Origin of the sequence: Sphingopyxis sp. Root154 (assembly GCF_001427105.1) — a bacterium.
Lineage (GTDB): Bacteria > Pseudomonadota > Alphaproteobacteria > Sphingomonadales > Sphingomonadaceae > Sphingopyxis.
Genome location: NZ_LMGI01000004.1, coordinates 216486 through 240694, shown reverse-complemented (window position 1 = coordinate 240694; position 24209 = coordinate 216486). Strand labels below are relative to the sequence as shown.

At 66.2% G+C, this 24209-nt stretch carries 19 protein-coding genes; 8 read left to right on the top strand and 11 right to left on the bottom strand.

Annotation, left to right across the window (positions count from 1 at the left end):
* The first annotated feature begins 143 nt into the window (after positions 1–143).
* Together ASD73_RS20810 and ASD73_RS20805 are read left to right on the top strand one after the other, a co-directional pair.
* On the top strand, positions 144–1100 hold the full coding sequence (locus ASD73_RS20810) for a hypothetical protein (protein ID WP_056367898.1): 957 nt from the start codon (positions 144–146) through the stop codon (positions 1098–1100).
* Positions 1101–1111: 11 nt separating this feature from the next.
* Positions 1112–2743, top strand: a complete 1632-nt coding sequence (locus tag ASD73_RS20805; RefSeq protein WP_056376155.1) for a ShlB/FhaC/HecB family hemolysin secretion/activation protein — start codon at positions 1112–1114, stop codon at positions 2741–2743.
* Here the strand turns inward: ASD73_RS20805 and ASD73_RS22525 are convergent.
* Complete coding sequence (locus ASD73_RS22525; protein WP_162248181.1) at positions 2715–3185, bottom strand: hemerythrin domain-containing protein; 471 nt, start codon at positions 3183–3185, stop codon at positions 2715–2717. The genes ASD73_RS20805 and ASD73_RS22525 overlap by 29 nt on opposite strands.
* A gap of 231 nt (positions 3186–3416) precedes the next feature.
* On the opposite strand from ASD73_RS22525, the gene ku reads away from it, so the two are divergent.
* The 3 genes from ku to ASD73_RS20785 all read left to right on the top strand — a co-directional run bounded on the left by ku (position 3417) and on the right by ASD73_RS20785 (position 9683).
* Complete coding sequence (gene ku, locus ASD73_RS20795) at positions 3417–4283, top strand: non-homologous end joining protein Ku (protein WP_056367893.1); 867 nt, start codon at positions 3417–3419, stop codon at positions 4281–4283.
* 1 nt (position 4284) lies between these two features.
* Complete coding sequence (ligD, locus tag ASD73_RS20790) at positions 4285–6792, top strand: DNA ligase D (protein WP_056367890.1); 2508 nt, start codon at positions 4285–4287, stop codon at positions 6790–6792.
* A 212-nt stretch (positions 6793–7004) separates the two neighbouring features.
* Positions 7005–9683 carry a TonB-dependent receptor gene (locus ASD73_RS20785; RefSeq protein WP_056367888.1) on the top strand — a complete coding sequence of 893 codons (2679 nt, stop codon included), beginning with the start codon at positions 7005–7007 and terminating at the stop codon, positions 9681–9683.
* Positions 9684–9738: 55 nt separating this feature from the next.
* On the opposite strand, the gene ASD73_RS20780 is transcribed toward ASD73_RS20785, so the two are convergent.
* Positions 9739–12063: a TonB-dependent receptor gene (locus tag ASD73_RS20780; RefSeq protein ID WP_056367886.1), complete on the bottom strand. Its 2325-nt coding sequence runs from the start codon at positions 12061–12063 to the stop codon at positions 9739–9741.
* Positions 12064–12148: 85 nt separating this feature from the next.
* Between ASD73_RS20780 and ASD73_RS20775 the strand changes: the two genes are divergently transcribed.
* Entirely contained in the window at positions 12149–12733 is a 585-nt protein-coding gene (locus ASD73_RS20775; RefSeq protein WP_156377493.1) for a hypothetical protein, read from the top strand.
* Positions 12734–12786: 53 nt separating this feature from the next.
* Entirely contained in the window at positions 12787–14262 is a 1476-nt protein-coding gene (locus ASD73_RS20770) for a PepSY-associated TM helix domain-containing protein (protein ID WP_056367881.1), read from the top strand.
* Positions 14263–14268: 6 nt separating this feature from the next.
* Here the strand turns inward: ASD73_RS20770 and ASD73_RS20765 are convergent, their stop codons facing one another.
* The 9 genes from ASD73_RS20765 to ASD73_RS20725 all read right to left on the bottom strand — a co-directional run bounded on the left by ASD73_RS20765 (position 14269) and on the right by ASD73_RS20725 (position 23166).
* On the bottom strand, positions 14269–14766 hold the full coding sequence (locus tag ASD73_RS20765) for a hypothetical protein (protein WP_056367879.1): 498 nt from the start codon (positions 14764–14766) through the stop codon (positions 14269–14271).
* A 133-nt stretch (positions 14767–14899) separates the two neighbouring features.
* Positions 14900–15664: a hypothetical protein gene (locus ASD73_RS20760; RefSeq protein ID WP_056367877.1), complete on the bottom strand. Its 765-nt coding sequence runs from the start codon at positions 15662–15664 to the stop codon at positions 14900–14902.
* A 135-nt stretch (positions 15665–15799) separates the two neighbouring features.
* Complete coding sequence (locus ASD73_RS20755; protein ID WP_056367875.1) at positions 15800–16366, bottom strand: pseudouridine synthase; 567 nt, start codon at positions 16364–16366, stop codon at positions 15800–15802.
* Positions 16363–17976 carry an NAD(P)/FAD-dependent oxidoreductase gene (locus ASD73_RS20750; protein ID WP_056367872.1) on the bottom strand — a complete coding sequence of 538 codons (1614 nt, stop codon included), beginning with the start codon at positions 17974–17976 and terminating at the stop codon, positions 16363–16365. The genes ASD73_RS20755 and ASD73_RS20750 overlap by 4 nt, the downstream gene beginning before the upstream one ends.
* A gap of 65 nt (positions 17977–18041) precedes the next feature.
* The gene (locus tag ASD73_RS20745; RefSeq protein ID WP_056367870.1) at positions 18042–18563 is read right to left on the bottom strand and encodes a hemerythrin domain-containing protein; all 522 of its coding nucleotides are present in this window, start codon (positions 18561–18563) and stop codon (positions 18042–18044) included.
* Positions 18564–18689: 126 nt separating this feature from the next.
* Complete coding sequence (gene typA, locus ASD73_RS20740; RefSeq protein WP_056367869.1) at positions 18690–20522, bottom strand: translational GTPase TypA; 1833 nt, start codon at positions 20520–20522, stop codon at positions 18690–18692.
* A gap of 104 nt (positions 20523–20626) precedes the next feature.
* A complete protein-coding gene (locus ASD73_RS20735; protein WP_056367867.1) occupies positions 20627–21451 on the bottom strand; it encodes a hypothetical protein in 825 nt (274 codons plus the stop codon).
* Between the two features lie 68 nt (positions 21452–21519).
* The gene (locus ASD73_RS20730) at positions 21520–22440 is read right to left on the bottom strand and encodes a tetratricopeptide repeat protein (RefSeq protein WP_056367865.1); all 921 of its coding nucleotides are present in this window, start codon (positions 22438–22440) and stop codon (positions 21520–21522) included.
* Between the two features lie 75 nt (positions 22441–22515).
* On the bottom strand, positions 22516–23166 hold the full coding sequence (locus tag ASD73_RS20725; protein WP_056367863.1) for a 5'-methylthioadenosine/S-adenosylhomocysteine nucleosidase family protein: 651 nt from the start codon (positions 23164–23166) through the stop codon (positions 22516–22518).
* A 64-nt stretch (positions 23167–23230) separates the two neighbouring features.
* On the opposite strand from ASD73_RS20725, the gene ASD73_RS20720 reads away from it, so the two are divergent.
* Complete coding sequence (locus tag ASD73_RS20720) at positions 23231–24199, top strand: bile acid:sodium symporter family protein (protein ID WP_056367861.1); 969 nt, start codon at positions 23231–23233, stop codon at positions 24197–24199.
* Positions 24200–24209: the final 10 nt, after the last annotated feature.

Below are 24209 nucleotides of genomic sequence, written 5' to 3'. Positions count from 1 at the left end.
TGTAAGGAAATGCGTAATGATCTCCTGATTTACTAGTTTATATACTCGGTTAATAACAATTAATTTCAACAACAAAGGGAACTTTCGAGTTCGTTTGGGAATATCGGCACAGGGACCAGACCATGTACGGAAGGGGATATCTCATGCCTTTGTCCTGTCTTGAATTCCGCCCAGCCCATCTCATCCTTATCCCGGCGTGCTTTGCGCTCGCGGCCTGCGAATCGTCGGGCAGTTACCGCGTCGGCAGCGTCGGCAGCGGCGGCGCCACCGGCACCGTCGGCCCCGCGGGCGCCCCCGGTCCGGCCGGAGCGACCGGTGCCACGGGACCGGCTGGCCCCGCGGGCCCGGCGGGTAGCGGCCTCGGTCTCGGCAGTGCAGGTGCGCTCGCGGTGGGCGGCCTCGTTGGCCCCGGCGGCGTCGCGGGCACCGGCCTCCTCGCCAACACCGGCGATCCTGCCAGCACCAATCCGGTGATCGGCGGCGTGCTCGTGAAAACGGGCGGACTCGTCAATGTCATCGCCGACAAGGGCCTGCTGCTCGCCAGCGCGGTCGACGGCAAGGTGCCCGGCAACACCAATCTCGTCGGCACCGTCGTCGGCGTCGTCAAAAGCACCGGTGTCGCGCTCGTCCAGACGGGGAGCGGCCAGCAATATCTGGTCGATGGCCTCGCCGCCGCCCCTGGCCAGCTGATCACCGCGAAGATCGGCAAGGCGACCGCGATCGGCAGCCCGACCGCGTCGCCCCTGATCGGCGCGAGCATCCTCTCGCCCGGCCAGCAGAACGGCAGCCTGCTGACCGTCGGCGTCGGATCGGCGGGGCAGCTCGTCACGCTCCAGCCCGGCGCCGGCGGCAATCTGCTCGGCGGCGCCACCGGCGGCCTGACGGGCGGTACGACGGGTAATCCCGCCGGGGCGCCCGTCACGCTCGTCAGCAATGTCGTCACCACGGCGACCGGCGCGCTCGCGCAGGTCGGCGGCGGCGTCACCGGCGGCACGCCGGGCGGCGGCACGGCGGTCGATCCCGTCACCGGCCTCGTCACCGGGGTCACCGGCACCGTCGGGGGCGTCCTCGGCGGCCTGAAACCGAAGCGCGGCAACTGAAGCCGCACCCTATGCGCCCATTGCGCAACGCCTGTGCCGCGGCGGCCGGAGCCCTGCTCCTCCCCGCCGCGGCGCTCGCCGCCCAGCCGGCGGCAACGCCGCTCGATGGCCGCCCGCCCCTTGCCCCCGACCGCAGCCGCGACCCGCTTCCCGATCCAGAGGCCAAACCGCTCTCGCTCGGCAAGGTCGAACTCGGCGCGCGGCCCGACGTCACCATCCGCGAAATCCGCTTCGTCGGCGCGGGGGTGCCCGCCAATGTCGGCCGCGCCGCGCAGCGCTTCGTCGGCAAACCTGCATCGGCGGACAATCTCGCGAAACTCGCCGCCGCGATGACGCGCGCCTACAACCGGTCGAGCGTGGCGCTCTTCACCCTCGTCATTCCCGAACAGGATCTGTCGGGCGGCGTCGTCACCGTCGCCTCGGCCGAGGGCTATATCGGGTCGGTGACGCTGAGCGGCGAGCGCGAGAGCGGCCCCGCGCCGCTCGTCGGCCGGATGGCCCGGAGCCTCGTCGCTCAGCGCCCGCTGCCGCGCGCGCGCTTCGAACGCGCGCTTGGCAATATCGCCGACATTCCGGGTGTCACCGTCACCCCGTCGCTCACGCTCGGCGGCGAACAGGGCGCCGTCGCGCTCGACCTCGCGCTTGATGCCAAAAAGCCTACCGTCGGGCTCGGCTTCACGACGCGTACCAGCCAGTTCGTCGATGACGGCATCGTCGAGGCGAATGCGCGCGACACCAGCCTGCTGCGCAGCGGCGATGAGACGCGGCTCACCGGCGCCGCGGCGGTCAACCTCAAGTCTCTGCTCTACCTAGCGGCAAGCCATTCGACCCCGATCGGCGCGGGCGGTACGCGCGCCGAACTGTCGGCGGCGGCGCTCCGCACCCGCCCCAAGGGCCTCGCGATCGACGGCGAGGCGTGGAGCACGGGTTTCGGCGTCACCCATCCGCTGATCCGCGCGACGCGGCGCAATTTGGTCGCCGCGGCGCGGATCGACTATCTCGATTCGAAAAATGCGCTGTTCGGCTCGACGATCGCCGCCGAAAAGACCTGGACGGCAAGTGGCAGCCTCGCCTTTCGCCTCAGCGAAGAGCGCACCGTCGTCGGCGCGCGTATCGGCGGCGGCAAGGGTCTCGATTTTGCAGGCGCACGCGTCGATCCCGGCGTCGGTGAGGCCGACTTCCTCTATGCCGACGCCAGCATCGAAGCGAATCAAGCGATCGGCAAAGCGTTCGTCGTCCGCGCCGCCGCGACGGGGCGCTGGACGCGCGACCGCCTGCCCGCCGCGCAGCGATTCAGCGTCGGCGGCGCTACCTTTGGCCGCGCGTTCCACGACGGGCTGGTCAATGGCGATCGCGGCTATGCGACGTTCGGCGAGTTCGCGCTGCGTCCGCTGCGCGCCGGCAAGCTGGCGAAGAGCGAGATTTACAGCTTCATCGATTATGCCGACGTCACGCTGCTCACGCGCACCGCGATCCCGAAAACCAATTTCCGGCTCGGCAGCTGGGGCGGCGGCGTGCGCCTATCCTGGTCCGAAAATGCAACGATCGGCCTCGAACTCGCCGACGCGTGGAACCAGCCGGTGCCGGGCTATGACCAGGACTGGCGCGTCGCGCTCAGCTGGAAATTGTCGCTTCGTCCGTGATCGAAGGGCCGAGTGCCGCGGCCGCCGCGTAAAGCTTGTCGGCAAGCGGATAAAGTTCGCGTTCCTCGCGTTCGACCCGCATCGCCAGCACGCCGAAAACTTCTATCGTCTCGCGGCTAAATTCTTCCCAGCGCGCAGCGACGCGTTCGGCGGTCCATTTGTCGTCATAGGCGACATATTCCGCCGCAAGGTCGCCCATTTCCAATTCGAATTCGCGGGTGATGTGCATCAGGTCCGCGTCGCCGGTCGCCCTGAGGCGCGGATAGAGAATCCAGTCCTCGCATTTCAGGTGGCGCACCAACGTCTCGCGGAGCAGCCCCCGCGCCGACGCCAGTTCGGTCAGCCGCGCCGGGCCGGGAGCCTGAAGCAATTCGGTCACGATCCGCGCCAGCGCGATCAGCGCCATATGTTCGGCGCGCAGTCGCTCTATTTCGCGGCTCAAAGGCATAGTTGCTCCAAGCGATACGAGCGGTCCCTCGATGTCACCTTGAGGGCACCGCAATCGGAAAGCAAATTGATATTTTAAGACGTTCGAAACGCCCGAACAGTCTGCACCGGAATGGCCCCTCCCGTTCGTTTCGCCGCTGGAGCGGCCCGGGCCTGATTGCCCGCCGTACCGGGAACCGCTTGCCGCCTTGTTCATTGTGACTCCCGATAGCGAAAGGGAAAACCGATGGCGGCACGCGCTTACTGGAAGGGGCAGATCCGGCTCGCGCTGGTGTCGATCCCCGTCGAAATCTATTCGGCGACCAAATCGGGCGCCGCGGTCACCTTTCGCCAGATCCACGAACCGAGCGGCAAGCCGATCAAATATGAGAAGGTCGTGCCCGGCATCGGCGCGGTCGACCATGACGAGATCGTGAAGGGCTTCGAATTGTCGAAGGGCAATTATGTCCTGCTCGATGAGGAGGAGATCGAGGCGGTCAAGCTGGAGAGCAAACGCACGCTCGAGCTTGTCCAGTTCGTCGACACCGACGCGATCGACGTCCTCTATTATACCAAGCCCTATTACGTCGTTCCTGCCGACGAGCTCGCCGAAGAAGCCTATATCGTGCTTCGCGAAGCGCTCAAACGCACCAAAAAGGTCGGGCTCGGCCAGCTGTCGCTGCGCGGGCAGGAACAGCTCGTCGCGTTGCGGCCATGCGGGCGTGGGCTGGTGCTCGAAGTGCTGCGCTACGCCGACGAGGTGAACAAGGCGGCGAATTATTTCCGCGATGTCGGCAGCAGCAAGCCCGACGCCGATCTGCTCGACCTCGCCGAAACATTGATCGCCAAGAAGAGCGGCGAATTCGACGCCTCCGACTATCACAACCATTATATCGACGCCCTGAAGCGCGTGATCGCCAAGAAAGCGAAAGCCAAGGGCAAGCGCGTCCTCGAAGACGTCGAAGAGCCCGCCAGCACCGGCCGCGGCTCGAACGTCATCGACTTGATGGCCGCGCTCAAAGCCTCGGTCGACGGCAAGAAGACGGCGCCCTCCAAGGACGCTCCGGCGAAGAAGGCCCCCGCCAAAAAGCCCGCCGCCCGCAAGCGCGCCTGACATGGCCAAGCGCGCCGACCCGCTCGCGCAATATAACGCCAAGCGCGACTTCGCGCTCACTCCCGAGCCCGCGGGCAAGGTCGCAAAAGGTGCGGGCAACCGCTTCATCGTCCAGAAGCACGACGCGACGCGGCTCCATTACGACTTCCGCCTCGAAGTCGACGGCGTGCTCAAAAGCTGGGCGGTGACCAAGGGGCCGAGCGCCGACCCCGCCGACAAGCGCCTCGCGGTTCGCACCGAAGATCATCCGATGAGCTACGCCGATTTCGAGGGCGGCATCCCCAAGGGCGAATATGGCGGCGGCACCGTGATGCTGTGGGACAGCGGCACATGGGCGCCGATCGAGGGCAAGAGCGCGAAGGATATCGACAAGGGCCATCTTCATTTCACCCTCGACGGCGAACGCATGAAGGGTGAATGGCTGCTCGTCCGCATGAAGCCGCGCCCCGGCGAAAAGCGCGAGAACTGGCTGCTCCGCAAGGTCGACGACGCCTTTGCGGGGGGCACCGACGACCTTGTCGGCCGCCAGCTGACGAGCGTGCTCACCGGCCGCACGATGGCCGAAATCGCCGGCGACGAAGGCGGCGAGCAATCGCTCGAGGGCGCAAAGGGCGCAGCCTTCAAGAAGAAGATGGCCGACGCCGCCGCGCACAACAAGAAAGTCGCGAAACCCGCCACAAAGGGCAAGCCGCCCAAATTCCGTCCGCTCCAGCTCGCGACGCTCGTCGATGCAGTCCCCGGTGGCAACGGCTGGTTCCACGAGATCAAATATGACGGCTACCGCGCCGAAATCGCCGCGGCGGGATCGGACGTGCGCGTCTACACCCGCAACGGCCTCGACTGGACCGACAAATTCGCGCCGCTCGTCCGCCATATCGCCGCACTCGACCTGCCGTCGTGCCTGATCGATGGCGAAATCGTCGCCTATGGCAAGGACGGCAATCCCGATTTCTCTTCGTTGCAAGCCGTGCTCAAGCGCGGTCATGGCGCTCAGGATGAGAAGACCGAATTGCTCTTCTTCGCGTTCGACCTGCTCGAACAGGATGGCAAATCGCTCGCCAAGCTCGGAAATCTCGAACGCAAGGATCGCCTCGAAGCCCTTCTCCGCGAGGCCAAGGCTCCGGTCGCGGTCGCCGATCATGTGATCGGCGCGGGCGAAAAACTCTACGCCACGATGTGCAGCGCGGGACAGGAAGGCATTATCTCGAAACGCGCCGACGCCGCTTATTCGGGCCGCCGCTCGAAAAGCTGGGTGAAGGTCAAATGCACGCGGCGACAGGAATTCATCCTTGTTGGCTGGAATCCGTCGTCGACCAAGGCACGGCCTTTCGCCTCTTTGCTCCTTGCGCAGCGCGAAGGCGACACGCTTGCCTATAAGGGCAATGTCGGCACCGGCTTCGACACCGACACTATGGCCGACCTCGCAAAGACATTCGCCAAGCTCGAACGCCAGACCGCGCCGCTCGAAGTCGACACCGCAGCGGCGCGCAAGGTCCATTGGCTCAAGCCCGACCTCGTCGCCGAAATCGCTTTCGCTGAATTCACTGCAAGCGGATCGGTACGCCACGCAAGCTTCCTCGGCCTGCGTCAGGACAAGGAGGCAAAAGACGTGACCCCAGAGAAGAAACAGTCCGCCCCCGCGCCCGAAAGCGACGTGACGATCAGCAGCCGCGACCGCGTGATTTTCCCCGAGGCCAAGGCAACCAAGGGTGACCTCGCCGACTATTATGCCGCGATCGCACCGCTCATGCTACCGCACACCGCGCGCCGCCCGATCAGCCTCGTCCGCTGCCCGCAGGGGCGCGCCAAGAAATGCTTTTTCCAGAAACATGATTCGGGATCGTTCGGCGACCATGTCCTCCACGTGCCGATCAAGGAGAAGGACGGCGGGCATGAGGACTATCTTTACGTCGAGGAAGCCGACGGCCTGCTCGCCTGCGTCCAGATGGGGACGATCGAATTCCATGGCTGGGGCAGCCATGTCGATGCGCTCGAAAAGCCCGACCGCATGGTGTTCGACCTCGACCCCGACGAGGGGCTCGATTTTGCCGATGTGAAGAAAGCCGCGCTCGACATCCGCCGCCAGCTCGCCGACATCGGTCTCGTCAGCTTCGCCATGCTCTCGGGCGGCAAGGGCGTGCATGTCGTCGTGCCCGTAGATCCGGGGCACAGCTGGGACAAGCACAAGGATTTCTCGAAACGCTTCGCCGAGGCGCTCAGCCTCGCCGAGCCCGACCGCTTCATCGCGACGATGAGCAAGGCGAAGCGCAAGGGCAAGATCTTCATCGATTATCTTCGCAACCAGCGCGGCAGCACCGCGGTGATGCCCTATTCGGCGCGCGCGCGCGAACAGGCGCCGGTCGCGGCACCCATCGGCTGGGACGCGCTCGCCGATGTCGAAAAAGCCGGCCAGTGGACGATCAGGGATAGCGACGAACTGGTCGCCCGCGCCGCCAGCTCCGAACTCAAGGGATGGGGTTTCGCGAACCAGGCGCTTCCCGATTTCTAGCGCATCGGGCCGGCGCGACTCGCGCACGGCAGATTGGTTAGCGCGCTAAGCGTCCTTCCAATAGGACCAATAAAGTACCAAAATTCCACTCACTTCGCGTAGACGGGTCACAAATTGCGTCAAATTCAGCTTGACGGATAGATTGGTATGTATAAATTTCCCTCAAAATTAGAGCAAAACACGATCTAAGATCAAAAAGAGGGAGACACGACATGACCAATGCAAGATATCTGCTCGCTTCGGCCAGCATTGGTACGATGCTTTTTGCCGTTAGCGCGGCCCACGCCCAGACTTCCACCACTGCCTCCGCCGCCGATGCGGCAGAGAGCGAAATCGTTGTCACCGGCATCCGCGGATCGCTCCGCGAAGCGATCGATGCCAAACGCGACCTGTCGGTGATCGCCGATGTCGTCACCGCCGAGGACGTCGGCAAATTTCCCGACAAGAATGTCGCCGAGGCGCTCCAGCGTGTTCCGGGCATCGTCGTCAACCGCGAGTTCGGCGAGGGGGAGCGCGTCTCGCTGCGCGGCACCGCACCGAACCTGACCAAGACCCTCCTCAACGGCCACAGCGTCGCGACCGCCGACTGGTTCATTCTCGACCAGGTCGCCTCGACGCGCAGCTTCAACTACCTCACCCTGCCCGCCGAGATCATCGGCCGCCTCGAAGTGTATAAAAGCCCGCAGGCCGATGTCGAGGAAGGCGGGGTCGGCGGCACGATCAATGTCATCACGCGCAACCCGCTCGACCTCGACCCGCTCACGCTGTCGGCATCGGCGCAGGCCGCTTATTCCGATTTGTCAGGCAAGGTCGACCCGCAGGTCTCGGGCCTCATCAGCTGGAAGAATGCCGATGAGACCTTCGGTGTGCTTGTCGGCGCGATCTACCAGAAGCGCCGCACGCGCCGCGACGGGCTCGAAATCTTCGGCTACCGCTCCTTCCCCGTCGGCGGCGGACAGAGCGCGCTCGTCCCGACCTTGATCGGCTCGACGATGTTCGAACAGGACCGCGAACGCTACGGCGCCAATATCGGCATCCAGTTCCGCCCGTCGGACGAGCTCGAGATCAACATCACCGGGCTCTATTCGCGCTTCAACGCCGACAACTTCAACCAGAATTATATCGCATGGGGCGAACAGGCGCTCGGCGGCGGCGGCACGATCACGGGTGCGGTGGTCGAGGACGGCGTCGCGGTTGCGGGCAATATCGCGTCGGCAACGGGCGGCACGACGGGCTTTGGCGTCGTCTATGACGCGATCGACCGGCAGGCGGTCGCCAAGACCGTCTCGGCCGACTTCGACCTGACGTACCGCCCGACCGACAGCCTGTCGGTGCATTTCAAGGGTGGCTGGACCAAGGCGAACGGCGACACGAGCAACGAGAATTTCATCGAGTTCGCCGGCCCCGGCGCCTTCAGCTACGACCTGCGCAGCGGCCGGCCCGAAGTCAATTTCTCGAACCCCAACCCCCTCAATCCGCTCGGCATCCGTCCCGACTTCGCGCGCATTCAGTCGGTCACCAACGAGGATGAGGAGAAATATTTCTACCTCGACGTCGAAAAACAGGTCGAATGGGGCCCGATGACCGCGCTCAAATTCGGGGTCAAATACACCGATCACGACCGTGTCGCCGAACGCTTCGCGACCAACGGCGGCGTGTTTACCCCCGGCCTGCGCTGCAACGGCGTCGCTTGCACCTCGGCCGATTTCGCGACCGGCAGCGGTATGCCCGGCGACTTCCTCGACAATATCGCGTCGCCCGGCACGCTCAAGGATTACTGGCGCGTCGATCCCGCGAAGCTGCGCGCGATCTATGGCGCGGCGACGTCGCCCGGAACCGACCGTTTCCTCGTCCCCGGCAACACCTATTCGATCAACGAAAAGGCGTGGGGCGGATACGGCCTCGCCAAATTCGGCGGCGACGGTTGGCGCGGCAATGTCGGCGTGCGCGTGATCGAGACGAAGCAGACCTCCGACGGCTTCATCATCGGCGGCGCGAACCCCGAGTTCACCAACCCGTTCGGCGGCTTCACCCCTTCGCGGGCGAAACGTTCGTACACCGACATCTTGCCGAGCGCGAACCTGTCGGTCGACCTGTCGGACCAGGTCGTGCTGCGCTTCGCCGCGGGCAAGACGGTGACGCGCCCCGACTTCGTCGACATCACCCCCGGCGTCGACCTCAACGGCACCTTGCTGACCGGGCGCGGCGGCGATCCGAACCTCGATCCGTACCGCGCCAACCAGTATGACCTGTCGATCGAATGGTATCCGGACCGCGAGACGATCGTCGCGCTCGCCGCATTCTACAAGGATATCCAGTCGTACATCGTCAACACCACCTCGACCGAAATCCTGCCGAGCGTCTTCGTGCCGGGGTCGCAGCCCGCGGGCTGCGTCGCGGCGGGCGGCGGCAACCCGAACCTGTTCAACTGTCCCTATCAGATCAACCGCCGCACCAATGGCGACGGCGGCCGCAACCAGGGCTTCGAATTCCAGGTGTCGCGGCCGATCTGGGGCGGCTTCGGCGCGGTCGCGAACTACACCTACTCCGACGCCAAGGCGAACAACGGCGATCCGATCCCCGGCAATTCGAAGCACTCGCTCAACCTGACGGGCTATTTCGAGAACGACCTGATCAGCGCGCGGCTGTCTTACAACTACCGGTCGAAATTCTTCATCGACATCGACCGCGCAGCGCCGCTCAATCAGGCGTCGCTCTCGTCGCTCGATGCGTCGGTCAGCGTCAATATTACCGACAATATCGCGCTGACCGCGGACGCGATCAACCTGACCAACGAAGAGATCGTGCAATATTCGGGCACCCGCGCCCGCCCGCGCGCGATCTATGACAATGGCCGTCAATTCTATGTCGGCGCCCGCCTGAAGTTCTGATCCTCGTCGCAGCCGGCATCTGGCGCATACAGCGCCGGATGCCGGCTCGGTCCTGTCAGAACCGACCTTCGAAGGTCAGCCCGATCATCCGCGGTTCGCCGAACAGCGCCTGCATCCGGCCGGCGTTTTCATACTGATAGTCGTAATATTCATCGTCGAAGATGTTCGTCGCGACCAGATAGGCCCCGAAATTGTCGTTGCTATACCCGACCTTGGCATTGACCAAAGTGCGCGAGGGCAGGTCGCGCCCTGTGCTCTGGTCGCGGATGTCCTGGAACTGCGCGCCGCGATAATTGACGTTGAGGTTGGCGCTGAAACCCGACGGGTGCCGCCAGTCGAGCCCCGCCGCCCAGGTCCAGCGCGGCGCATTGGCGAATTCGAAGCCCGACAGGTCGAGCACCTGACCGTTGGTCGTCTGGAAATCGAGGAATTTGCTGTTCGCATAGCCGACCGAACCATAGAGGTTCAGCCGCTCGGTTACGTCGAAATCGCTCTCGACCTCGAAACCCCAGACGCGCGAACTGCCGGCATTCTGCGTCTCGTAATCATAGACATTGTCCGACAGCTGGACATAGACCTGCTGGTCCTTCCAGTCGACGTAGAAGGCGTTGGCGTTGAGCGTCAGCCGACGGTCGAGCCATTGCGTACGCAGCGACAGTTCGTAATTCCACGTATATTCGGGATCATAGACATGCGTCGTCGCGCGCCCCGGATTAACCCCGCTGCCGCCCGAACGATAGCCGCGCTGGACGATGGCGCTCAATGTCTTGTCGGGCGCGATCTCCCACGAAATCCCGCCCTTGGGCAGGAACGCCTTGTAGGTCGTCGTCGATTCGGGCCCGGCGCTGTTGGCATTGGCGACCTGCTGGCGCAGCAGGCCGTTGATCGTCTGTACGATGCCCGCCATCAGCGGGCTGAACAGCGGGTTGGCGGGGTCGGGCAACGGGGTGTTGAGGATCACGACATTGTCGTTCGCGACCTTCTGCCGCTCATGATCGTAACGGAAGCCCGCGAGCAGTTTCAGCCCCGGTGCAACTTCCCAGTTCGCGTCGCCGAACAGCGCCATCGTCTCGATATCGACCGCATAGCGCTGATCCGACGAGATGAAGATGCGCGGCGGGTAGAGCGCGCGCGCCTGCTGCGCAAAGGCCAGCGCCTGATCGGCCGGCAGCCCGAACTGGCTCTGGAGCAGCGCCGCGACCTGCGGGGTCAGCCCCAGGTCGGCATCGGGGTCGAGGCTGAAAGTGCTGTTCGAATCCGACGCCGGATTCTTCGTCCGCGAATAATAGCCGCCGAGCAGCCCCTGCAGCGGTCCGCTGTCGAAGGTCAGCCGCAGTTCCTGGCTATAGATTTTCTGGTTGGTCGCGAAATCGCCATAGGACTCGTCCTCGGCGCGCAGCTCGCCGTCATAGGTCGAGAAGGTCTTGAGGTGGTTGTAGGTGCTCACCGACGACAGGGTGAAGACATCGCCGATCGGCAGCGTCACGTCGAAGGTGAACAGGTCGGCGCTGGTCCGCGTAAAGGTCGGCCGGTTGGCGAGGACATGGCGGTTGTCCCACGCATCGGGCACGTCGCTGAACACATAACCGCGCCCGTCGTTTCCGAAATGGCGGTCATAGAGGTAAGATGCCTTGATCTGGACCCCGTCGGCACCCGCGGGGGTGAACAGCAATTTGGCGCGTACCACCTCGCTGTTCGTCCGCGCGTAATGGCCGCCGGTCAGGCGGTTCTTGATAAGGCCGTCGCCGCGCGCCAGTTCGCCCGCGACGCGAAACGCCAGCACATCGTCGATGATCGGCCCGCCGACCGCAGCGGCCAGGCGGTACTCACCGTCGGCGTCGGCGATCATCGCGCGCGCCTTGCCGCGCCAGTCGAAGCTCGGGTCGGCGGTCTTGAGGATGATCGCGCCTGCGAGCGCGTTGCGTCCCTGCAAGGTCGATTGCGGCCCGCGCAAGATTTCGGCCTGGTCGAGATCCCACAGGTCGAGCGGCCCGCCCGCCGCCGCTTCGCTGGGGAGCGGCGATCCGTCGAGATAGATCGTTGCGAGGTCGCCGAAACCATAGCCCGAGACATTGGTGTTCGAAATGCCGCGGATGTTGAAACCCGATTTGGCAAAGGTCGAGGAGAGGTTCGCGGTGCGGTCGATCAGGTCATAGACGCTGACCAGATTCTGGCGCTCGATCTCTTCGGACGTGAACACCTTCACGCTTTCGGGCGTGTCCTGCAACGTCCGGTCGAATTTCATGCCCGTGACGACAATCTCGTTGCTCGCGCCACCGGCCTCGACCGCCTCTGCATCGACGGCAGCGTCCTCGGCGTAAGCCGGCATGGCCGCACCCGCCAGCAGCAACAGAAGCACCGGATTGAAAATCTTGGTCATTGCGAAGGACTCCCCATGTCGCTATCGAACGGGCCGCTATTGCTATTGCGAATGCATGTCAATAGTAGGACGATAAGGGGGATAGATGATGGAAGACAGCTCGCCGCTAGTGCCGGCTCTGCTGACGGTGATCGGCGTCGGGACCGGCGTGTGGATGCTGCGCCAATCCTGGGGCGCGCGCGATACGCGCGGTCGCGGCTGGGTGCTCGGCGGCTGGCTGTTGATCGCCGCGTCATTCATCCGCCCGATATGGGCTCTCGGCACCGCGCGCGGAGCCTTCATCGCGTTGGCGCTTTTCTCGGTCGCCGCGCTCGCTATCGTTGCATCGGGCTACAGCATCAAGGTCGCGCGGGCCGCGCGCGCCGCGCGCGAAAGCCTCGCCCCCGAACCCTCCGACCGCGCGACCACCAAATGGCGCGAGACCTTGCGCTGGCTGCTCGCCGGACCGATCGGGATGATCGCCGCGATGGGCGTCGGCATTGCTTACGCCGCGCTCGTCCCCGGCGAACAGCAGACGCGGCTCGTCGTCGGCGGGATGATCGTCCCCGTCGCATGGGGAGCGTGCATGGCGTGGACGCTCGCCGACAACCGCATCCTCCGCGCGACCGCCGTGCTCGTCGGCGTCGCCATTGCCAGTTTCACCGCCGCCATCGTGAAGGGCTTCGCATGACCACTTCCACTCCGAAGCCCCGAAAACCTGCCGAAAAGAAGCGGGGAGACCTCATGTCACGCATCCCCGCGGGCTTCGTCCGCGCAGTGCTCCGCGGGCACAGTTCGCTCGGCCTCGCCTTCGCCGCGCTCATCTACCTTGTCTGCCTCTCGGGCAGCATCGCGGTCTTCGCGCACGAGTTCCGGCGCTGGGAAAGCGCGGCCGCGCCGCAGGTCGCCGACGTCACCCCCGACGCAGTCCAGACCGCTTTCGAAGGCGCGATCGCGTGGGGCGGCCCCGGGGTCGAGCATGTCTATATCACCCTCCCCTCGGCCGATTTCCCACGCCTCTTGCTCTATGTCGATGCCGCGGAGGACCGCCAATATGTCGCCGATGCCAAAGGGCAGATCGTCGAAGGCAGCGCCTTCGCGTGGACCGAGTTCATCACGCGCCTCCACATCAACCTCCACCTGCCGCAGACGTGGGGCGGCTTCCTCGTCGGGCTGATCGGCGTCGCTTTGCTGTCGTCGCTCATCTCGGGCATCCTCGCGCACCCGCGCATCTTCCGCGACGCCTTCCACCTCCGGCTCGGCGGATCGAAGCGACTGCAAGAGGCCGACCTCCACAACCGGCTCGGCGTGTGGGCGCTGCCCTTCCACATCATCATCTCGCTGACCGGCGCCTTCCTCGGGCTCACGACGATCATCGTCGGGGTGCTCGGCATGGCGATGTTCAACGGCGACGTGAACAAGGTCTATGCGCTGTTCATCCCCGCGCCGCCGGTCGACGACCCGCGCCCCGCGCCAGTGCTCGACCTCCGGCCGATGTTCGCCAAGCTGCCGCAGGATGGCGGCCGCATCGAATATGTCTTCACCGAACATCCGACCGAAACGGGCGGCGCGGCGCTGTTCAACGTCAAGCATCCGGACCGGCTCGCCGGCACCGACAGCTATGCCTTCCGCCGCGACGCGACGATCTATAACGAAAAACAGGCGGCAACGAACAACCTCGGCGAAGACATCCTCGCCTCTGCCGGCACGCTTCACTTCGGCTGGTTCGGCGGCGGAATCGTCAAGATCGTCTATTTCGCGCTCGGCCTCGGCCTCACCTATCTCGCCGCGAGCGGGGTGAACATCTGGCTCGCGCGCCGCCGCGACAAGGGCCACCCCGCGCCCGGCTGGGAGCGCGCGTGGGCCGCGACCGTCTGGGGCCAGCCCGCGGGTATCGCCGCCGCCGCTCTCGCCGCGCTGGTCGCGGGCACCATCGTCCCGACGATCGCGACCTGGCTGATCGTCAGCCTCGCCTTCCTGCTCGCCGCGATCCGCCTCTCCGCCGAAAAGCTTTCGGCCGTCGGCAGCGTGACGACCGGCGCGCTGATCCTGCTCGCCGCCGCGACGCATCTCGCGCTGCGCGGCGGGATCGCTGCGGCGGATGGCATGGCATGGATCGTCAACGCGGCGCTGGTCGCGGGCGGGCTGTTCCTGATCCTCTGGGCGCGGCGCCGATCGGTCGTCGCCGCAAAACCCGCACCCGTCGCCGTGGCGGCCTGACCGCAGCTATTCGCAGCAGCGGTCGGGATCGTCCGACGCATCGAGGGCGACGAGCAGTCCGATCCCCGCAAGGAGCGCGAGACCGCCGACGACCACCGCCACGGTCCCGGCGTCGGACATATTGCTGCGCCCCTTCGTCGGCGTCGGCCGGCCGGGCGCATAAGACGTCCGCGTCAGCCGCTGCCCGGCGAGCGAGACATGCGGCGATCGCTCATCGCCCGAGAAGCCGAACTCGAGCCCCTCGCCGATGCGCCACGCAGGTCCTTTCAGCCCCGCCCCGTCGCTCCGCTGCATGGGCGCCACCGTCAGGCTCGCGCGAAGCTTCCTTGCCTCGTCGCTTTTCGTTCCGCCGAGCGGGATGCGAAGGCGCGCGCCGACGAATCCCCCCGTCGCGACGGGGCCGGCGCCGTTCGGATGTGAGCTGCCCCCGATCGTCTGGGCGTGTAGCGGCGATGCGCAGCAGGACAGCAGCGCGAGCGATGCAGCGATGGATCTCATGGTCATTGGATGCTCCCTCCCTGAAACCCGATCCTCACCCTGAAATATGGCGGAAGAATGGCCCCGAAGCGCGGCGCGCGGCGCCTTTCGAGCCGGCTGCAATCATGCCACGGATCGCCGTCGATAGCTTCGCCTGATCCTAACGTCGCCTAACCCCGTAATCGATCCTGATCCGGACCCAGGCGCCCACCAGCGGCCGTCCACCAAGGCGCGGCGGCCGCACCTGGAACGCCCACGCCGCGGCGAGCACTGCGCGATTGATCTGCGATCCGTTCGGATATTCGTCGAGCCCGACGCAATCTTCGACGCGATAATCGGGCGCGGTGCGGCAAGCGATCAGTCCCCAGCCGGGCCCGCTGGCGGTCGACAAATAGCCGCGAAGCTCGTCGTCTCTCGGCTCGCGATACCAGGCCGCCGCATAGAGCGGCTCGCCATTGGGAGCCGTCCCCACCCGTTCCGTGTCGCGCGAGGCGGAGGAGCCGCCGGTGTTGGGCGGCCCATAGACCTTCCCGCTCGGGGGACGAACGGGAGTCAGGGGAAGCACCGGCGCGGGCGGCTGTTCGGCCGGCGTCTTGATGATCGGCGGGACCTTCGGTTCCACGGCACGCGGGGGCAACGGTTCTTCGGGTGCTGGCTGCGGCGGCACGGGCGGCTCTTCGGTCTGCTCGCGCTCCGCGCTGCTCGGTTCGGGCGTTTCCTCTGAAATCTGGCTGGCCTCGAGGCTCACCACGCTGACGCGCGCCTCCCGATAGTCGGGCTCGGTTTCAAAACCAAAGGAGAGCAGCAGGAGCAGCAGGAGCGCGGGGATCAGAACCGCCAGGCTTATGGCAAGCGTGCGGCGCCCCGCCCCGATGCTGAGCTGTTCGACATAGGGAGTGGCTGGAACAGGGCTCAGCTGAAGCAATCTTTGGTGGTGGCGTCCGCTGGTCAAGGGGCCCGGGGCTGCGTTCGCGGGAGATAGAGGCGCGCCAGACCTTTGACAAGTGCGAGCACCGCCTGCTGTCTGCCTGACCGCAACCGGCCATTCGCCGTTTGCCTGTCACCCGACCTCCCGCCACTCCCCCGGCGCCAGCTCGCCAAGCTCCCATCCCCCGATTCGCCAGCGCACCAGCCGCAGCGTCGGATAGCCGACCGCGGCGGTCATGCGGCGGACCTGGCGGTTGCGGCCTTCGGTGATCGTCAGCTCGATCCAGCTGTCGGGCACGCTCTTGCGGTATCGCACCGGCGGGTCGCGGTCCCACAGCAGCGGCGGGTCGATGCGGCGGACGGTCGCGGGCCGCGTCGGGCCGTCGTTCAGCGTGACGCCGCGGCGCAGCGCCTCCAGCGCGGTGGCGACGGGCTCGCCCTCGACCTGCGCCAGATAGGTTTTGGGCGTCTTGTGCTTCGGCGACGAAATCCGCGCCTGCAGCGCGCCGTCGTCGGTCAGGATCAGCAGGCCTTCGCTGTCGCGATCGAGCCGCCCCGCCGGATAGACACCGGGGACGTCGATATAGTCGGACAGCGTCGCGCGCGGGCCGCCATCGCCCCCCGCTCCGCTCGCGGTCATGCTCTTGTCGGTGAACTGGCTGAGCACGCCCCACGGCTTGTTGAACAAGATCAGCGTCATGGCATCAAACTCCGCGCGACCGCCTCGGCAACCTTGATGCCGTCGACCGCCGCCGACAAGATGCCCCCGGCATAGCCCGCGCCCTCGCCCGCGGGGAACAGCCCGGCGGTGTTCAGGCTCTGAAAATCGTCGCCGCGGGTAAAGCGCACCGGCGACGAGGTGCGCGTCTCGACCCCCGTCATCACCACGTCGGGATGGTCATATCCCGCGATCTGGCGCCCGAACACCGGGATCGCCTCGCGCATCGCTTCGACGGCGAAATCGGGCAGGCACGCCGCGAGGTCGGTCGGCGTGACGCCGGGGCGATACGATGGGACGACGCTGCCGAGCGCGGTCGACGGGCGCCCCGCGAGGAAATCGCCGACGCGCTGCGCGGGCGCTTTATAGTTCGATCCGCCCGCGACAAAGGCGAGCGATTCCCAGTGCCGCTGGAAGGCGAGGCCGGCGAGCGGATCGCCGGGATAGTCGCGCGCTGGGTCGATCGCGACGACGAAGCCCGAATTGGCGTTGCGCTCGTTGCGCGAATATTGGCTCATGCCGTTGGTCGCGACGCGGCCTTCCTCGGAGGTCGCGGCGACGACGGTGCCGCCGGGGCACATGCAGAAGCTGTAGACGGTTCGCCCGTTCTTGCAGTGGTGCGAGATATGATATTCGGCGGCGCCGAGGATCGGGTTGCCCGCATCCGCGCCGAAGCGCGAGGTATCGATCCACGATTGCGGATGCTCGATGCGGACGCCGATCGAAAAGGGCTTCGCCTCGACATGCACCCCCGCCGCGTGCAGCATCGCGAAGGTGTCGCGCGCGCTGTGGCCGACGGCGAAGATGACGCGGTCGGCCTCGATATACTCGCCGCCCGCCAGGTGCAGGCCCTGGACGCGGCGCTCGCCCGCCCCGTCGGTCACGATATCGAGCCCGTCGACCTTGTGCTGCCAGCGATATTCGCCGCCCAGCCCCTCGATCGTCTCGCGCAGGCTTTCGACCATCGTCACCAGCCGGAACGTGCCGATATGCGGGTGCGCCTCGGTCAGGATTTCGGGCGGCGCGCCCGCCTTGACGAACTCGGTCAGCACCTTGCGGTCGAGATGCCGCGGGTCCTTGATCCGGCTGTAGAGCTTGCCGTCGGAAAAGGTGCCCGCGCCGCCCTCGCCGAACTGGACGTTCGATTCGGGATGGAGCACGCCGCGCCGCCACAGATCCCACGTGTCCTTGGTGCGCTCGCGCACGACCTTGCCGCGGTCGAGGATGATCGGGCGGAACCCCATCTGCGCGAGGATCAGCCCGACGAACAGCCCGCACGGCCCCGCGCCGACGACGACCGGCCGTTTGATGCCCTTCGGCGCCTGCGTGATGAATTTATAGGCAGTGTTCGGGGTCTGCTGGACATTGCGGTCCTTGCGAAAACGCGCGAGCACCGCGCCCTCGTCCTTCACATTCACGTCGACCGAATAGATCAGCTTGATGTTCGTCTTGTCGCGCGCATCATGCGCGCGGCGCGCGACGACATGGCGCACCAGTTCGCGCGGGGAAATGCGCAGCCGCTTGCAGATCGCGGCGGGCAAATCCTCCGGCGCATGGTGCAGCGGAAGCGGGAGTTCGGTCAGGCGAAGCATCGCACGCCTCTAGCTCGCATTCACCAATGCGCCAATCAATCACGCTCATTCGGCGATCGATCGACTCAGCCCCGAGCGACCCCTGCCCCATCGCCCGCGCCGGCGGCGCCGAAGGAAACGGGCGGTGGCGCGGCCGCCGGCACCGCGGCATCGACCGCCTCGACAGTCGATGCCAGCGGGTAGAGTTCGCTGTCCTCGCGCTCGATACGCTGGGCCAGCGCGCCCAGGATGCCCTTGGTCGCGGCGCAATAGCCGGGCCAGTCGGCGGCGATCGTATCGGGGAGCCATTGGCGGCTATAGGCGCTGAACGCTTCGGAAATATGGCCCATTTCGTCGGCGAAATCCTGCGCCGTCGCGGCCAGCCGGGCATCGTCGCTGGCGAGCATCGAGGGGTAGAGCACCCAATCTTCGCGTTTCAGGTGCGCGATCAGCTGGTTGCGCAATTGGGTGCGCACGCCGTGAAAATCGTCGAGCGCGGCACGATCGGCGGGAAATGCGCCGCGCACATGGCGTCCCAGCGTGGTCGCCAGGGCAAGCAGCCGGCTATGCTCGGTCGTCAACCGTTCGATTTCCGCACGCATCGTCATCGCCCATTCCCTCCATCGCAGAAGGACAGAGGCGTATAGCGGCGATGTGAAGAAAGGTTGAACCGCGTAGTCCGGCCGAACCGTGTCGGAACACGGCGCCAGAGCCGAAGCCCTGGCGCGCCTGATTTATGCCGCTTCCTTCTTGCGCGACGCTTTCTTGCGCTCGTGCGGGTCGAGCAGCGCCTTGCGGATGCGGATATTCTTCGGGGTCACTTCGACCATTTCATCGTCGTCGATATAGGCGATCGCCTGCTCCAGCGTCATGCGCTTGGGCGGGGTCAGGCGGATCGCGTCGTCCTTGCCCGTCGAACGGAAGTTCGTGAGCTGCTTCGACTTCATCGGGTTGACTTCGAGGTCGTCGGGCTTCGCATTTTCCCCGATGATCATGCCCTCATAGAGCGCCTCGCCGGGCGAGACGAAGAGGATGCCGCGCTCTTCGAGCGGGCCGAGCGCATAGGCGACGGCTTCGCCGTTGCCGTTCGAGATCAGCACGCCGTTCTGGCGGCCCGCGATCTGGCCCTTATGCGGGCCATATTTTTCGAACAGGCGGTTCATGATCCCGGTGCCGCGCGTGTCGGACAGGAATTCGCCGTGATAGCCGATCAGGCCGCGCGACGGGCCGCTGAAGGTGATGCGCGTCTTGCCGCCGCCCGACGGGCGCATGTCGGTCAGGTCGGCCTTGCGGATCTGCATCTTCTCGACCACCGTGCCGCTGTGCTCGTCGTCGACGTCGATGACGACGGTTTCATACGGTTCGGTGCGCTTGCCGGCCTCGTCCTCGCCATACAGCACGCGCGGGCGGCTGATGCCGAGTTCGAAGCCTTCGCGGCGCATCGTTTCGATGAGCACGCCGAGCTGAAGCTCGCCGCGGCCCGCGACTTCGAAGCTGTCCTTGTCGGCGCTTTCGGTGATGCGGATCGCGACGTTCGTTTCGGCTTCGCGGAACAGGCGGTCGCGGATCATGCGGCTCGTGACCTTGCTGCCCTCGCGGCCCGCCATCGGCGAATCGTTCACCGCAAAGCGCATCGACAGCGTCGGCGGATCGATCGGCTGCGCGGCGATCGGCTCGCTGACGCTGGTGTCGGCGATGGTGTTCGCGACGGTCGCCTGCGCGAGGCCCGCGATGGCGACGATGTCGCCCGCGCGCGCTTCCTCGACCGGAACGCGCTCGAGCCCGCGGAACGCCAGCAGCTTCGACGCGCGGCCGGTTTCGATGATCTTGCCGTCCATGTCGATCGCATGGATCGGCTGGTTGACCTTGATCGTGCCCGACTGGACGCGGCCGGTCAGGATGCGGCCGATGAAATTGTCGCGGTCAAGCAGGGTCGCAAGGAAGGTGAACGGACCATCTTCGGGCAGGCCCGGGGTCGGGACGTGCGACACGATCGTCTTGAAAAGCGGCTCGAGCGTGCCTTCGCGCGCTTCCGGGCTTTCCGAGGCATAGCCGCCGCGGCCCGAAGCATAGAGGATCGGGAAGTCGAGCTGTTCGTCATTCGCTTCGAGCGTCAGGAACAGTTCGAACACTTCGTCGAGCACTTCGGCGGCGCGCGCATCGCTGCGGTCGATCTTGTTGACGACGACGATCGGCTTCAGGCCAAGCGCGAGCGCCTTGCCGGTCACGAACTTGGTCTGCGGCATCGGGCCTTCGGCCGCATCGACGAGCAGGATGACGCCGTCGACCATGCTGAGGATACGCTCGACCTCGCCGCCGAAGTCGGCGTGGCCCGGGGTGTCGACGATGTTGATGCGCGTCAGGTCGGCGCCTTCGCCCCACTCGACCGAGGTGCACTTCGCAAGGATCGTGATCCCGCGTTCCTTTTCGAGATCGTTCGAATCCATCGCGCGTTCTTCGACGCGCTGGTTGTCGCGGAACGTGCCCGACTGACGGAAAAGCTGGTCGACGAGGGTGGTCTTGCCATGATCGACGTGGGCGATGATCGCAATATTGCGCAAAGACATGCGGAAGAGCCTTGATGGAAGGGGGCAGCGCCCGGAGCGCCGCGAAACGCCGCGCCCCTAACAGAAGTGGTGCTGCGGCGCAACATGATTGCCGATGGCGCGGACTAGCGCAGCGATTCCGCCAGACGCTTTCTATCGTACAGGGAGCGGCCCTCGGCGCCGCGCAGCCGTTTCGCGAGCCCCGTGTCGAAGTCGCCTTTCCAGCGCGCGAGCGCCGGCCCGATCCGCGCCGCGTCGCCATCGCCGATCGCCTGCAACGCGCGCGATGCGGCGAGCAACCCTTCGCGCTCCTCCGCCAATCCCGGCCCCGCATAGCGTTCGGCGATCAGTCCGAGCTGATGGCGCATCGACGCAATCGACAGCGCCGCGCCTTGCAGGTCGGCGCGATCGATCATCAGCCGCACGCCCGCGACGCCGTCGTCGATAGCCGAAAGTTGATCGCCGAGACCCCGCCCGATCCTCGGCTCGCCCGGGCAGGCGCGCACCGCGCGAACATAGGTGGCCAGCACGTCGAGCATTGCGGGGGTCGGTTCCTGTCCGCCGAATTCCTCGACGATCAGGTTGCGGACAAAGGCTTCGAGCGCACGCGCATCGGGATCGCGCGCGACCTTTCCCGGCATCGCGAGGTCGGGAATGACGACGGGGTCGAACCGGCCATTGCCGCGCGCCGCGCTGAAGAAACTGTTCGTGACGTCGGCCGTCCCCGGCACCGCCGACACGCCTGCGAGCAGAAAATGCGGATTGTCGCGCCCGTTGATGTGGCAACTCGCGCAACTCAGCCCCGCCTTCGCCGCCTGCCCGCCGAGCAAGGTCGGCGCGCCGAACAGGGCGCGGCCGCTGAGCACGAGCGCATCGTCGGGACCGGCAAGACACGTTGCGGTTTGCGTCGACAGCAGCGCCAGCTCGGACCCCGGCGCGGTCCAGCGCAATTGCTCGAAAACCGGCGGCGCGCTGTCCGGCGTCGCCGCGACACCGAGGAGCAGCGCCGCGAACGCGATCAGCTTGCGGATGCGCGCCCCGCGGCAATCCAGCGCTTCAGCTCGTCGACTTCGTGACAGCCGAAACCGCAGATCGCCTCCAGCTTTGCCAGATGCGCCCTCGCGCCCGCGACGTCGCCGCGTTCGAGTTTCAGTTCGCCATAATATTCGAGCGCGCCGCGATGCGCCGGCGCGATGGCGAGCGCCTCGCGATAATAGGCTTCGGCCGCGTCATAACGTTTCAGCTTGCGGTTCGCGAAACCCAGGTAGGTGAGCACATCGGGGTGCGGGCCCGCCGCCCACAACGCGGCGTCGAGCTTGGCGATCGCAGCTTCGTAGCGATGCTCGTTGATCAAGCCCACCGCCGCGACATAAGTCGCATCGAGCGTCTCGGCCGCGGCCAGCCGCACCTCGGGCTCGACCGCACTCTGCGCTTGCGGCCCCGCGGCAACCGCCGCCTCCAGCTTGGCGATCGCATCGGTGAGCTTCGCCGAATCGGCGCACGTCCCCGCGCACCCTTCCTGAATCGCTTTCAGCGCGCCGAGCTGCTCGCCGGCCTTTTCGGCCTTGCCGAGCTTCGCCTGCGTGATGCCCAGGTCGCGGCGCGCGTCGACCATCTTTTCGTCATAGCGCACCGCGGCTTCGAGCGGCTTCACCGCGCGTGAGAAATCGCCCTGCGCCATATAGCTCGCGCCGAGCAGATAATTGGCCTGCGGGTTCTTCGGCACCGCGGACACGACCTTTTTGAAGGCCTTCGCCGCTTCGTCATATTTTCCCGAAGCGAAGGCGTCGACGCCTTTCTCGTAATCGACCGTCGGGTCGTAGGCGCTCTGGCTCGGCGGCGCGCTGCCGCCGCCTCCGCCGCCTCCCGCCGCGAAGGCGAGCGGCGCGACAAAGATCGCGCAGGCCGCGGCGACGGATAGTGAAGATCGATAGCGCATGACGAGTCTCTCCGTCGGCCGATACGGGCGCCAGCCTATCACAAACGCGATCGCCGCGGAACGGCGAAGCGACGGTCAGATCGTCACGATCAGCCGCTCGATCGCTTGCCCGGCGACGCGCGCGGCGCGGACGAGATTGGCATGGAAATCGCCCGCGCTGTCGCCATTCGCTTCGTCAGTGACCGCTTTCACTGCCGCCCAGGGCTTGCCCAGCCGTGCCGCGACCTGCGCCACTGCGCCGACTTCCATGTCGACCAATGTCGCGCCGAGACTGGAGAGATCGGCGGCGGCATCGGGACACGCGACAAATGAGTCGCCGCTCGCGATGCGCGCGTGCGGCAGGCCGAGGCCGGGGTCGGGCATCGCCGAAAAATGCGCCTCGCCGGCCTCGCCGATCGGCCATTCGCCCGCACGGTAGCGGCGGAAGAGGCCGGGCTGCACCGCGCCATAATCATGCTGAAGCGCCTCGGCGAGCCAGTAAGCACCGGGGGCCGCGCCGAGCGATCCGCAGGTGCCGGTCATCAACAGCATGTCGGCATCGCCCGCCAACGTGCCCGCGCAAAGCGCGGCATTGACCTTGCCGAGCCCGCAGGTCGCGATGGTGAGGCGATCGCCGCCCACCGCGAGCCGCCGTTGGGCAAATAATCCGCCGATGCGTTCGCCAGTGCCGGGAAACAGCGCGTCGGCCTCTTCGGGCAGCGCGGCGAGGATCAGGATATGGGCCATCACGCCTCTCTATCGTCTCGCGCGGCCTTGCCAAGCGCGCGTGACGCCGCCATCGCTCGCACCAATGCTGTCCCGCATCTTCCCCGACCGCTTCGTCCCCGTCCTGTTCGCGACGATCCTGCTCGCGAGCCTGCTCCCGGTGCGCGGCGCGGCGGTGCCGATCGCGGGAGGGCTGTCGACCGCGGCGATCATCTTCCTCTTCTTCCTCAACGGCGTGCGCCTGCCGCGCGAAGAGGTGCTGCACGGTATCCGCAACTGGAAATTGCAGGGAAGCGCGCTCGCTTTCTGTTTCGGCTTCATGGCGCTGCTCGGCCTCGCGGCGCAGGCGGCGACCGCGCCGCTGCTCCCCGCGACGCTCGCGCTCGGTTTCCTCTTCCTCGGCATCCTGCCCTCGACCGTCCAGTCGGCGACCGCGGCGAGCAGCCTTGCCGGCGGCAATGTCGCGGCGAGCGTCGTCGCGGCGGCGCTGCTCAACCTCAGCGGGGTCGCGCTCTCGCCGCTGTTCTTTGCGCTGCTCGCGGGCAGCGCGGGCGAGATCCATGGCGAGGCGGTGCTGCGTATCGTTTCGATCCTGCTCGTGCCCTTCGTTGCCGGCCAGTTCGTCCAGCGCTGGCTGCGGCCGTGGGTGCTCGCCCATCGCGGCCTCGCGACCTTCATGGACCGCACCGCGATCGCAATCGCGGTCTATGTTGCCTTCTCGGCGGCCGTCGTCGCAGGGATCTGGAGCCTGCTCGACGGGCGCGAGATCGCCATCGTGCTCGCCGCGGTTGCGGTGCTGCTCGCACTCTCTTTCGGCGGCGCCTGGGCGCTCGGGGGGCTGCTGAAGCTCGCGCGGCCCGACCGCATCACCCTGCTGTTTTCGGGCGCGCAAAAGAGCATCGCGGTCGGCGCGCCGCTCGCCGCGACGCTTTTCCCGCCCGCCATCGCCGGCATGGTGCTCGTTCCGATCCTCGTCTATCATATGGCGCAACTGATCCTGTCCGCATGGATCGCGCCGGTGCTGCGGTCGGAACAGGGTGTGGTGCTTGAATAACACAGATGCG